The following is a 12,380-nucleotide window of genomic DNA, read 5'->3' on the forward strand; positions in this document are numbered from 1 at the left end:
GGTTATATTGGATAAGAGCAAGGCTCCTATGGGTAGTATTAATTTTTTCATCGGTTTTAGTTTTTATAGTTGTATTTCATCTCCTTCAGCACTTTGCCATTCACATCAATAATCTTTTCAAGCCTGTTTGCAGAATCATAAATATAGCTTTCTCTGATTCCTGATGGCGGGGTGATGCTTCTGACTCCTACTAATGGGTCATAAGTGTAGGTAGTGATCTGATAATTTGGCAGAGAGTTTCTGAAGGTGTTCAATACAGATAAAAGCGAGGTTTCATCATTATTAGCTGCAGCTGACGCATCGGTATTAGAGGCATTAACAATGGTGTTGATGAGAGATTCCTGAATATCTGTTAATTTGGCGCCTTCTATTTTAGCAATAGGCTGGGTTTGGTTATACCCCCAGATAATGACTGTTGAAATGCCGTCTTTTGTGGTGTACTGCTGAATATTACCTTTACTGTCGTATTTGTCATACGTTACTTCGGTAGAAACAATGTTTTGTAAGTCTGTGGATACAACGGAACTTGGAAATAGATTCAATGGGTTATCATACTTTGTTTCCATATTTGACACCAACACATTATCTTTTTTGGTGATGGTCTGTAACGAAATCCCTATCATATTAGCATTGATTAGCTTTTGATTTCCTTTTTCGTGAGCATAATTATACTCCGTAGCATTAATCACTCCGTCAGCCGTAGTGTTTTTCTGTTTTTTTAATTGATGATGGGAAGGATTATCATAAAAATACTCAATCTTAGTTTCAACAGGATTACCATTAAAATAATCCGTCGTTTTTTGGGATTTCAGATAAGTGAAACGGCTAATGTTTTTATAGTATACCGCATCTAAATTTTCAAAATTATTCCACGTTCCGTCATTCAGAACAGGTTCAAATATTTTTCGTCTGGTAATTGCTCCCATATAAGATGTTCTTGAAGTATCTTCTGAGAAATTAAATTCAACCTTTTTAAGAATTACATTGGCATTGTCTTTATAAACTGTCAGGATTTCTTTTCCATTGTCCCATCCAGAATTAGTCCATGGGGCCGATATAATTGAGCTTCCCTTAATTGGATTTCCCCAATAATCTGTATTTGAGCTAAAATAGTGAACGGTTTTACCTTTTCCTTCTATTTTCTCTTCAACAGTGTCATAAAATATATTAGGATTAAATGAAAATAATCTCCCGATATTTGATGAAGTTATTGCTGTATAATTTAGAATAATAGGCGTAGTTGCTGTCAAAGCTCCCCCTACACATACAGAACCGGCAGTTCTATTTTCTTTAAATAAAGGCTCTCGCGTCTGATGAATAGAATATTCTCCATTATCATTTACATAGTTATATTTTCTTGTAATAGGAAGACCATCAATAGGAGTATCAACAGTTGAAGAAACCCTGTAGCCTCCTAACAATACATCCTGCAAAACATACTCATCGTCTTTATCATAGTAAGTTGTTGAAGCATATGCATCTGCACAAGCAAACAATGCTGTTAAAACTATTTTAACAGACTGGTTTTTATTAACATTAACGAAAACTTTTTTATTTGTATTCACTGATGCTTCAGTTGAGGTTCCAAGAGGAAAATAGGTATTATATAATGGGCTGTACTCCAATAAAGTTAAAAGGTTACCTGCCTGATCAAATACTTCTAAACTGGCTTTCTGCTTACCTGTTTGTAAAGCAGGACTATTTTTACAAGTACCATATGAGTAGAGGTAACTTGATAATCCAATTTGAACAAGTCCTGTTTTTTGTGGAATTACAATGGTTTCTTTTTTTGTTTCGTATGTACCTAAAGGATTAAATGTTGAAACTCCTATATTGGCCTTAGTAGCAGGAACCAAAACATTATCTTTCTTTTTGTGGTTCTCATAGTTTAATAATGTATTTCCACCTGTTGGATAAGTTATAGTTTTTAGCAGTCCATATTGTCCAAGGTTGGGCGCAATACTCTGATCAGCCCCATTATATTGTGGAGCAGAAGTATTACTGCTATCAAAAATTTGGGGAATAAGAGTACTATTACTCTTACCATTATAATATCCCCACATATCCCTGGAAAAACTTAATCTTGAAGGAAAGCTTTCTGGATTATTATAGGAAAATTTATGTGAAGAATTACTTTTGTTATTACGGATTTCACTCAGGAATAACCTTGAAACACTTGTACTAAGATAATTAAAAGTAACATCATCTATTACCAGACCATTATGATATTTTTTAATCCCGGTTAGTTTTGAATAATCTCCATTTTGTACTGAATAGCTAAAAACAATTGAGTTATTGTTTGAGTCATATATTTTTTTGATTTGTTTTCCTAATACCTCCTGTTCTGATTCGGCAATAAGTCCGATATTATTTGGCGGTAATGCATAATCTACCATAGGGCAGGAGTTTCCACCATTTGGGCCTGATCCTATATCTCCATATTTCTGTTGTGGTCCTGTGGTGTAGGTCATAGTTTGAGATTGTGACAAAGTATTGGTATAGCTTACATCCTGATACTCGAGAGTGAGTGTTTGACCGTTTACTGCGACTACAGAGGTAAGATACCATGACTGCGGATATTGTGAAGGGATCTGATGCCCTCCAACATTCAGGGTTCTGTTTAGCACATTTTCTACAGCATTAAAATTATATCTTACTCCATTATCCAGAATAATTGAAAATAAGTTTCCATTATCATTCTTTTTTATTTTGTAGTCTTTCTGATTTATCATAAAAATGTTTCCACTTTTACTGATTAGAAACTTTACATTATTACCAGCAAAATTGGCAGTGTATAAATCCGGTTCAGAATCAAAATTGTCTACTTCACAGAATTTGAGATATTCAGTCATTTGTGCAGACGGGCTTTCGAGTAGTGGAACATCACCACTATTGTAGTTACTCTCTTCATCAGGTTTATCTCTTATTGTTCTTGTGATTACTCCCCCTGAAATAAAAGTCCAACCTAACCCAACTGAACCATTTGTTTCGTCAATATTAATTCCATTGGAAGAATAGTTTAAAGAAATTGGAATGCTTACCCCATCTATCGATAATTCTGTAATAGGAATATTGATATTAGGAGAACCTGTAAACATTCCAATAGGAATATTTCCATATTGGCTGAATTTAAATGATTCAGGGCTAGTTGGAGATATCTTAGGAATGTGCTTACCAGCATCATTAGTATTGGTAGTATAATCTTGTGGAGTATTACTTTGGCTATACATTAAAGCAGAAAGAATAATCCCTGCCAATGTTAAAGTTTTTTTCATCGGGTTATTTTTTAATTAATTTAGCGTTAGCCGTTTTATCTGTATCTGTTTTAATTGTGATGAGATAAGCTCCCTGCACCAAAGCCTGGGTATTGATCTTAGTCACTTTGTTCTTGGTTTTCAGATTTTGAAGCTGTCTTCCACTCATATCATACAAAAGAATATCTGCATCCTTGAAATCGAAACCGATTTCTACATACGCATAATCTGAAACAGGGTTCGGATAGATTTTGATGTCATACTTTTCAATCAGCTGATCAACCTCCTTATCTCCCAGTTTCACAATCTTCCAGTTTTCTTTCCCTAATTCTTCAGCACTGGTTCCTGCCAGAATAATAGAGCCGTCTCTGTTCAGCTTTAAGTCTGAAAGCCTTTCCTCTTTTTTTCTGGATTCTCCGGTGATATGCTTTCTCCACTGTTCATTGCCGTTTGGATCAAGGTACAGCATCCAGAAAGTTTCGTCATCGGTCTGTATTCTTCCTTCAGCCTGGGTATAACCTCCCAGCAGAATGCCTTTAGACTTCTCGCTTCCATCTTCCATCTTCCCGCTTATCACACTCATTCCCATCAGAATATCCCTGTTTCCAAAGCTGTAAGACTTTTGGAACCGCTCATTCCCATTTTGATCTAATGCAATAACCCAAAGGTCAGTTCCTTCTTCTATTCCTACCGTTTTATTACCTGATCTTTCTGATCTGGATTCGCCACCAATGACATATCCATCAGAGGTTAAAGCCATTGTTCTCAAATGATCATCGCCTTTTCCGCCAAAGTTCTTTTCCCATTCAATTTTTCCATCTTTTGAGAGCTTTACGATCCAATAATCACCTTCACCGTAGTTTTCTGTTTTTTTAGTACCACCGATACCACTTCTGGAATATATTCCGAGTAATGCTCCTCCATCACGGGTTGGGGTCATCTTTTCTACTTCATCAATCGCCTTACCTCCAAAAATGAATTGGGAGAGTTCTTTTCCGTCTTTGTCTAATTTAACGATAAGTACATCTTTTGAACCGTAGCCTTTTGATGAGTTCTGAACATTACCTGCTACAATGAATCCCTGGTCAGTTGTTTGAATCACGGTTCTTGCCTCTTCATCTGCTGAAGTTCCTATGTTTTTTTGCCAGAGGTGGTCACCAAATTCATTTAAACGGATCAACCAAATGTCTGAACCTCCTTTAGAATCGTCTTTTTTATCCAGCCCTTTACCTGAATAGGAAGTCCCTGAAATCAGAAAACCTCCGTCTTGAGTGGTGACCGTTGAAGATAAATAATCGTGGTTGTTTCCCGAGAAATACTTTTCCCAGATTGGGTTTCCTTCTTGATTTAATTTTATCAAATGGAAGTCATAGCCATTGTTTTGCTTACCTTTAGTAGCCTGAAGCTTATCGCTTTGAATGGAGCTTCCTGTAATCAGGTACTGCTGATCGATGGTGGTGGTGACCTGGCTTAGAAAATCCTGGGTAGAGGATTTGATGTCCTTCTGCCATACCACTTCCTGAGCAGATACGCCCAGGGCTGTGCATAAAGTGAATGCACCGAGATAGATTTTTTTCATTCTATGTTTTCTGAGTTAGTAATTAGTTTCTTAAAACTTCACGAATTTAATACTTTTTAAGACACAAAAATCACTCTTGTGTGCTTTAATGTAAATCATACTATTCATAATCAAATCCTGTTTATTAATATTGAATTTTGTTTCATTCTGATACAAAAATATCTATGCATAGCGACAAAACAGGTCGTATTAAAAATATAAGCTATAATTTCTCACAAAAAAAACCTTTGAAATAATTCAAAGGTCTCATTGGTTCCTGTCTTTAAGAATTTCCTCAATCTCTTCCAGCGAAAATCCTTTGGCTTTCAATAAAATCAGGAAATGATACAGCAAATCTGCGGCTTCATTTTTAAAAAGATCATCATTATTGTCTTTTGCTTCTATAACCAATTCTACGGCTTCCTCGCCTACTTTTTGAGCCATTTTATTAATTCCTCTCTGATAAAGTGAATACGTATAAGAACCTTCGGCTTTCGTATCTATTCTCTGTGATATCTTATCTTCCAGCTCATACATAAATCCTTGAGTATTCCTTTCTCCAAAACAGCTGAAACTCCCTGTGTGACACACTACATTTTTCGGAACGGCTTTAATTAAAATGGTATCCTGATCACAATCTATGTCAATACTTTTTACCGTTAGAAAATTACCGGATTCTTCTCCTTTGGTCCACAGTCTGTTTTTGGAGCGGCTGAAAAAAGTAACAATTCCTTCTTTCTTTGTTTTTTCAAAAGCGTCTTCATTCATGTAGCCAAGCATCAGAACCTGCAGTGTTCTGCTGTCCTGAATGATTACCGGAACAAGCCCGTTATCTTTATTAAAATCTATATTCATCGTACTTCTATTTTCTGAGTTTTTAACTGTTGTTTTAAATCCTGAATTCCTATTTCATTAAAATGGAAAATACTGGCTGCCAAACCTCCTGTAGCTTTTGTTTCATGAAATACTTTAACAAAGTCATCCACCTTACCAGCACCTCCGGAAGCAATCACAGGAATACTGATATTGTCTGAAACAAGCTTTGTAATGCGAAGGTCAAAGCCGTTTTTTGTGCCGTCACCATCCATTGAAGTCAATAGAATTTCGCCTGCTCCTAAACCCGCTGCTTCTTTTGCCCATTCCACGGTAAGAAGCTCCGTTGCTTCTCTTCCTCCTTTGATGTGGACAAGATCTTTATCTCCCACCTGTCTTGTATCAATGGCTACCACCACACACTGACTTCCGAATTCCTGGGCCAGATCAGAGATAAGACCCGGATTTTTTACGGCTGAAGAATTGATACTGATCTTGTCTGCACCTGCTTCTAAAAGCTTTCTTACATCTTCCACAGAAGAAATTCCACCTCCCACCGTAAAAGGAATACTTAGTTCTTTGGCAATCTCTTTTACAAGTTCCACAAAAGTCTTCCTGTTCTCAATAGTTGCTGTAATATCCAGGAAAACAAGCTCGTCTGCTCCTTCCTGCTCATATCTTTTGGCCAATTCTACGGGATCTCCTGCATTTTTAAGGTCTTCAAAATTGATTCCTTTCACCGTAGCTCCGTCTTTTATATCCAGACATGGAATAATTCTTTTCTTAAGCATTTTCAATAAATTTCTGAAGTTGTTGTAAGCTGATTTTTGCTTCGTAAATTGCTTTCCCGATGATTGTTCCGGTACATCCTATATCTTTCATTTTATAGACATCAGTGATGCCTGAAATACCACCGCTTGCCACCAGCTGAACAGAGGTCTTGTCTAAAATCTCAATATAAAGTTCTGTTGAAGGACCTTCCAGCATTCCGTCTTTTGCAATATCAGTACATATTGTGGACTGTATTCCTTTTTCCTGATACTGAAGGATAAAATCAATCACATCATTATCGCTTTCCTCCAGCCATCCGGATGTTTTAATCTTTCTGTTTTCACAGTCTGCCCCCAAAATGATCTTTTCCGCTCCATATTTTTGGATCATTTCATAGCAGAATTCAGGATTCTGAACGGCTATACTTCCTAAAGTGATCTGTTGAGCCCCGGAATTAAATGCTGTTTCAATATCCTGCTGAGTTTTTAAGCCTCCTCCAAAGTCGATATGCAGCGAAGTAGAATGGGCAATATTTTCCAGCACTTTCTGATTGACGATATGCTTTGATTTTGCCCCGTCAAGATCCACCAGGTGAAGAAACTGAATGCCGAAACTTTCAAATTCTTTGGCCACTTCTACAGGGTCTTCATTGTATATTTTCTTTGTGTTGTAATCTCCTTTTGATAGACGGACACATTTCCCGTCGATAATATCAATAGCCGGAATAATTTTCATCATTATAAATTTATAAAGTTCTTAACGATCTGATTTCCTATCATTCCTGATTTTTCAGGGTGAAACTGTACGGCATAGAAATTGTCTTTCTGCAAAGAAGCACTGAATGGCAGGATGTAATCACAGACAGAAGTTGTACAATCTGAAAGCTCACAGTAATAGCTGTGAACAAAATATACATCACTGTTCTTTTCAATTCCTGAAAACAGTGGAGAAACCTGCTCTGAAATAGTATTCCAGCCCATATGCGGAACAATATCCGTTGATGGAAATTTTCTGACATTGATATCAAAAATTCCCATTCCTTCAGTATCTCCTTCTTCATTTTCCTTGCACATCAGCTGCATTCCGAGGCATATTCCTAAAACAGGCTGCTTAAGGCCAGGAATCAAAAGATCAAGTTCTTTTTCCTTCAGCAGTTTCATAGTGGATGAAGCTTCTCCAACACCCGGAAAGATCACTTTATCAGCTTTTAAAATCTGTTCAGGATCATCGGTGATCACAGAATCAACATTCAGCCTGTTGAGAGCATTCTGGACAGAGTTAACATTTCCTCCGTTGTATTTTATTATAGCGATCATATTTATAAACTTCCTTTTGTAGAAGGCAGACTGTAGTTACTATCTGATTGGTTCACTGCCATCTTAACAGCTTTTGCGAAGGCTTTAAAGATGGATTCAATTTTGTGGTGTTCGTTATCTCCTTCTGCTTTGATATTCAGATTGAATTTTGAAGCATCAGTAAAGGACTTAAAGAAATGAAAAAACATTTCCGTAGGCACATCTCCTATCTTTTCTCTTTTAAATTCAGCATCCCAAACCAGCCATGACCTTCCCCCGAAATCAATAGCCACCTGAGAAAGGCAGTCATCCATCGGAAGCAGGAAACCATACCTTTCAATGCCTTTTTTCTTTCCTAAAGCTTTTAAAATAGCTTCTCCCAGCACAATTCCCGTGTCTTCAATGGTGTGGTGCTCATCTACAGCAAGATCTCCGTTCACTTTAATCGTAAGATCCATATTTCCGTGTCTGGCAATCTGATCCAGCATGTGATCAAAAAAGTGAAGTCCGGTTGAAATATCTGATTTTCCGTTTCCATCCAGATTGACTTCAATTTCAATATCAGTCTCATTGGTTTTTCTGGATACTTTAGCCTTCCTCATTCCTGATTTTAAGAACTGATAAATCTCTGACCATCGTGTTGCAGACAGCTCCGCCTCACTATTTAAGTTTTCATTAAGATAAATAGCTTTAGACCCAAGGTTTTTAGCAAGTTGCACATCTGTACTTCGATCACCAATTACATAGGAATTTTCAAGGTCGTAATTTCCATAAATGTATTTCCCAAGCATTCCGACTCCTGGTTTTCTGGTAGGCAGATTTTCAGATTCAAAGCTTTTATCAATTAAAATATCACTAAAAATGATGCCTTCATTTTCAAAGGCTTTCAGCATTTTTTCCTGGGGTTTGATGAAATCTTCTTCAGGAAAACTCTCCGTTCCCAGGCCATCCTGATTGGTGACCATCACCAGTTCGTAATCTAATTCATTGGCGATTTTTGCTAAGTTTTGAAAAACGCCCGGATAAAATTCAAGTTTTTCCAGAGAATCTACCTGAAAATCTGTTGGCGGTTCAATAATCAGTGTTCCGTCGCGGTCTATAAAGAGTACTTTTTTCATTGTTAAATACTTTTCAAAAGGTTAATTAATTTTTCATTTTCTGCACGGCTTCCTACATTGATCCTGATACAACCCTGAATTGCAGGATCTCTTCTGCTGGTTAAAATCTCTTCTTCAAGCATTTTTCCGTATACATGATCTACATTTTCCATTCTGATCAGAAAGAAATTCGCATCCGTTGAAAATATTTTCGAAATACATGTAATCCCTTCAAACTGTTGCTTCAGCCATGTTCTCTCTTCCAGAATACGGTTTACGTTTTCCTGAAGTCTGTTTTTATCCTCCAGTGTTTTCAGAATAAGTTCCTGGCTAAGAACATTTACATTATAGGGAGCTTTTACGGTATTGATAAGGGAGATAATCTCTTCAGACGCATAAGCCATACCTACTCTTGCTCCGGCAATTCCCCACGCTTTGGAAAATGTTTGCAGTATAATCAGATTGGAATATTGATTCAGAAGTTCAATACTTGATTTTTTTCCGGAAAATTCAATATAAGCTTCATCTACCACTACAATCCCGTTGAAATTCTGAAGATAGAATTCAATATCATCAATGCTGTTGCCTGTAGGATTATTTGGAGAGCATAGAAAGAATATTTTAAGAGAAGGATCTTCCGCAGCTTTTAAAAATTTCTCTTTTACAATCTCGAAGTTTTCATCCAAATCAAGTTTCTGCACTTTATTTTCGTTGATTGCCGCATAGAAACCATACATTGCAAAGGACGGGTTCATCATCAGAATGGCATCTTTTTTAGGCTCACAGAAGATTTTGATGATAAGGTCTATCAGCTCATCACTGCCGTTTCCTATGGCGATCTGTGAAGACAGAACGTTTTTAAGCTCTGCAAGTCTCTTCTTAAGCTTTTTCTGGGTAGAATCAGGGTAACGGTTGCATTCTCCAAAAGGACTTTCATTCGCATCCAGCATAACGGGTGTATTAAATTTGTTATTATCCCTGAAACTGATGTAGGGCTGTAATTGTAATATATTGTCTCTTACGAGTGTTTTGATACTGTTATTTTTCATTGTATTGTTTGTTTAAAACTATTTTAAACCATTAAGATGAATTGAGTTACTAAGGATATTGAAGAAAATATCTTCAGATCTTTATTAAGTAGTGAGTTGAATTTAAATGTATTTGGATCTTAACTTTACTTAAACCTTTATTTTCTTAATGGTTCATTTTTGCGCGCTTTCCAACAATTATCATTTTAATCTTATTGATACTGCATTTTTGTGGGCAAACAGACCTTCTGCTTCTGCCATGAGTTCTATGGTTTTTCCTAAATTCTGAAGTCCTTCTTTTGAAAGTTGCTGGAATGTTATTTTCTTCACAAAGCTATCCAGGGATACTCCGCTGTAATTCTTCGCATAGGCATTGGTAGGAAGTGTGTGATTGGTTCCGCTGGCATAATCTCCAGCACTCTCACAGGAGTAGTTCCCAAGGAAAACTGATCCCGCATTCTGAACTTCCGGAATATATTTTTCAAAATTACTAATCGCCAGAATAAGGTGCTCCGGAGCATAAAGATTGCTGAACTCAAGAGCCTCTTTCAGCGTATTGATCAAAATAAAAGAGCTGTTTTTCAGAGCCTGACCTGCAAATTCATTTCTGGGTAATTCTTTGATCTGCTGTTCAACACTCTCTATTGTTTTATCAAACACTTTAAGGTCTGTTGTAATAAAAACAACCTGACTATCGCTTCCGTGTTCTGCCTGCGAAAGAAGATCGGCAGCACAAAATTCAGGAACAGCCTGTTCATCTGCAATCACAAGAACTTCACTCGGACCGGCAGGCATATCGATCGCAACTCCATAACGCTGGGCATATTCTTTGGCTGCTACGACAAACTGATTTCCAGGCCCGAAAATTTTATTGACAGCTGGAATGCTCTCTGTTCCGAAAGTCATTGCAGCAACAGCCTGCGCTCCTCCTGTTTTAAAGATTTCCGAAACCCCGCAAAGTTTTGCTGCATAAAGAATTGCGGGATTAACATTCCCATTCTTATCCGGTGGCGTGCAAAGGACTGTTTCTTTACATCCGGCAAGATTTGCAGGAACTGCAAGCATCAATACCGTAGAGAACAAAGGAGCAGTTCCTCCCGGAATATAAATTCCAACGCTCTCTACCGAACGGTTTTCACGCCAGCAAACAACTCCTTTTGTTGTTTCAATTTTCTGAATTTCCTGTATTTGAGAGGCGTGAAATTTTGAAATATTTTCTTTTGCCTGTTGAATGGCTTGTTTCAACTCCTTATTAATTTGTTTTTCTGCCTCCAGAATCTCAGCTTCAGAAACTTTTATGCTTTGGGTTTCTGCTTTATCAAATTTTTTATTGAATTCTATTAAAGCGCTATCTCCTTTTTTTTCAACTTCTGCAAAAATTTCTGTGATAAGTCCTGAAATTTCTTTCTGTTCCAAAACTGGGCGTTTTACCAGGTCTTTCCAGGTGTCTTTTGTGGGATATCGGTATATTTTCATTGTATTATTTTTAATTGTTTTTTACGTGAAGGCGCAAAGTTTTTAATTCCTATATCTTTTTTAAGGCGCAAGAAAATCTTAGATTTTCAGCAAGTATGTGAGTATTAAACAGCATTCAATTTTATTGCAGATAAAATCTTTGCGCCTTAAAACAGTATTAATTTCATATTCATTACGCCTTTGCATTAACCAACATTTATCATCTTAATAGTCAATATTTTAAATAACCATCTTATCAATTGGAATGATTAAAATATCCTGTGCTCCATTTTCTTTGAGTTCGTCAATCACTTCCCAGAAACGTTCTTCATCAATCACGGAATGTATGCTGCTCCAGCCTTCTTCTGCCAACGGAATCACTGTAGGGCTTTTTAATACCGGAAGAACTTCTGATACTTTCTGTATTTTTTCATTGGGAACATTCATCAGAATATATTTTGAATTTTTTGCTTTTAACACCGCTTTGATTCTGAAGACAAATTTTTCAAGAATCGCCTGTTTTTCAACCGACAATCGAGGTGTTTGAGCCAGCACAGCTTCCGATTTCAGCAGAGTGACGGTTTCTCTTAATCCGTTTTTGAATAAGGTACTTCCGGAGCTTACTATATCACATATTCCGTCTGCCAAACCGATATTTGGAGCAATTTCTACAGAACCTGAAATAACGTGAATATCTGAAACAATTCCTTGATTTTCTAAAAAGTTTTTAAGAGTATTGGGATAAGAAGTAGCAATTTTTTTACCCTGAAAATAAGAGAGTTCATCAGTTTCCACTTCTTTGGGAACTGCCAATGAAACACGGCATTTTGAAAACCCAAGTTTCTGGATTGTTTTGATATTTTTACTTTTCTCAGTCAGAAGATTCTCGCCTACAATAGCAACATCCACTACTCCATCTTCCAGGTATTGCGGGATGTCTGAATTCCGAAGGTACATGATTTCCATCGGAAAGTTATCTACTGAAACTTTGAGCTGATCTTTCCCGTTGTTGACGAAGATTCCGCAGTCTTTGAGAAGCTGAAGAGATTCTTCATAAAGCCGTCCGCTTTTTTGGATTGCAATTTTTAATTTACTCATTTTGCCTTTTT

At 36.9% G+C, this 12,380-nt stretch carries 10 protein-coding genes; all 10 read right to left on the reverse strand.

From position 1 onward, the window contains the following. Window positions 1-56: 56 nt before the first annotated feature. The gene (locus tag BW946_RS17025; RefSeq protein WP_076597305.1) at window positions 57-3,275 is read right to left on the reverse strand and encodes an RHS repeat domain-containing protein; all 3,219 of its coding nucleotides are present in this window, start codon (window positions 3,273-3,275) and stop codon (window positions 57-59) included. Between the two features lie 4 nt (window positions 3,276-3,279). Continuing rightward, window positions 3,280-4,833 (reverse strand): T9SS type A sorting domain-containing protein, encoded by a 1,554-nt coding sequence (locus tag BW946_RS17030; RefSeq protein WP_076597306.1) that lies wholly within the window; start codon window positions 4,831-4,833, stop codon window positions 3,280-3,282. Window positions 4,834-5,079: 246 nt separating this feature from the next. Continuing rightward, complete coding sequence (gene hisIE / locus BW946_RS17035) at window positions 5,080-5,667, reverse strand: bifunctional phosphoribosyl-AMP cyclohydrolase/phosphoribosyl-ATP diphosphatase HisIE (RefSeq protein WP_076597307.1); 588 nt, start codon at window positions 5,665-5,667, stop codon at window positions 5,080-5,082. Continuing rightward, window positions 5,664-6,416 carry an imidazole glycerol phosphate synthase subunit HisF gene (gene hisF, locus BW946_RS17040; protein WP_076597308.1) on the reverse strand — a complete coding sequence of 251 codons (753 nt, stop codon included), beginning with the start codon at window positions 6,414-6,416 and terminating at the stop codon, window positions 5,664-5,666. Before hisF ends, hisIE begins: the two co-directional genes overlap by 4 nt. Next, the gene (gene hisA / locus BW946_RS17045; protein ID WP_076597309.1) at window positions 6,409-7,131 is read right to left on the reverse strand and encodes a 1-(5-phosphoribosyl)-5-[(5-phosphoribosylamino)methylideneamino]imidazole-4-carboxamide isomerase; all 723 of its coding nucleotides are present in this window, start codon (window positions 7,129-7,131) and stop codon (window positions 6,409-6,411) included. Before hisA ends, hisF begins: the two co-directional genes overlap by 8 nt. A gap of 2 nt (window positions 7,132-7,133) precedes the next feature. Continuing rightward, complete coding sequence (gene hisH, locus BW946_RS17050; RefSeq protein ID WP_076597310.1) at window positions 7,134-7,712, reverse strand: imidazole glycerol phosphate synthase subunit HisH; 579 nt, start codon at window positions 7,710-7,712, stop codon at window positions 7,134-7,136. 2 nt (window positions 7,713-7,714) lie between these two features. Continuing rightward, window positions 7,715-8,809 (reverse strand): bifunctional histidinol-phosphatase/imidazoleglycerol-phosphate dehydratase HisB, encoded by a 1,095-nt coding sequence (hisB, locus tag BW946_RS17055; protein ID WP_076597311.1) that lies wholly within the window; start codon window positions 8,807-8,809, stop codon window positions 7,715-7,717. A gap of 2 nt (window positions 8,810-8,811) precedes the next feature. Beyond that, entirely contained in the window at window positions 8,812-9,837 is a 1,026-nt protein-coding gene (hisC, locus tag BW946_RS17060; protein ID WP_076597312.1) for a histidinol-phosphate transaminase, read from the reverse strand. Window positions 9,838-10,017: 180 nt separating this feature from the next. Continuing rightward, window positions 10,018-11,292, reverse strand: a complete 1,275-nt coding sequence (gene hisD, locus BW946_RS17065; protein WP_076597313.1) for a histidinol dehydrogenase — start codon at window positions 11,290-11,292, stop codon at window positions 10,018-10,020. 219 nt (window positions 11,293-11,511) lie between these two features. Next, window positions 11,512-12,369, reverse strand: a complete 858-nt coding sequence (hisG, locus tag BW946_RS17070) for an ATP phosphoribosyltransferase (protein ID WP_076597314.1) — start codon at window positions 12,367-12,369, stop codon at window positions 11,512-11,514. Between the last annotated feature and the right edge of the window lie 11 nt (window positions 12,370-12,380).

Source organism: Chryseobacterium sp. RU33C, from assembly GCF_900156015.1.
Classification (GTDB): domain Bacteria; phylum Bacteroidota; class Bacteroidia; order Flavobacteriales; family Weeksellaceae; genus Chryseobacterium; species Chryseobacterium candidae.

Coding starts and splice junctions, on each gene's coding strand:
- hisA (WP_076597309.1), bottom strand. CDS start 7,131: ATGAAAATTATTCCGGCTATTGATATTATCGACGGGAAATGTGTCCGT.
- hisB (WP_076597311.1), bottom strand. CDS start 8,809: ATGAAAAAAGTACTCTTTATAGACCGCGACGGAACACTGATTATTGAA.
- BW946_RS17030 (WP_076597306.1), bottom strand. CDS start 4,833: ATGAAAAAAATCTATCTCGGTGCATTCACTTTATGCACAGCCCTGGGC.
- hisG (WP_076597314.1), bottom strand. CDS start 12,369: ATGAGTAAATTAAAAATTGCAATCCAAAAAAGCGGACGGCTTTATGAA.
- hisIE (WP_076597307.1), bottom strand. CDS start 5,667: ATGAATATAGATTTTAATAAAGATAACGGGCTTGTTCCGGTAATCATT.
- hisF (WP_076597308.1), bottom strand. CDS start 6,416: ATGCTTAAGAAAAGAATTATTCCATGTCTGGATATAAAAGACGGAGCT.
- BW946_RS17025 (WP_076597305.1), bottom strand. CDS start 3,275: ATGAAAAAAACTTTAACATTGGCAGGGATTATTCTTTCTGCTTTAATG.
- hisH (WP_076597310.1), bottom strand. CDS start 7,712: ATGATCGCTATAATAAAATACAACGGAGGAAATGTTAACTCTGTCCAG.
- hisC (WP_076597312.1), bottom strand. CDS start 9,837: ATGAAAAATAACAGTATCAAAACACTCGTAAGAGACAATATATTACAA.
- hisD (WP_076597313.1), bottom strand. CDS start 11,292: ATGAAAATATACCGATATCCCACAAAAGACACCTGGAAAGACCTGGTA.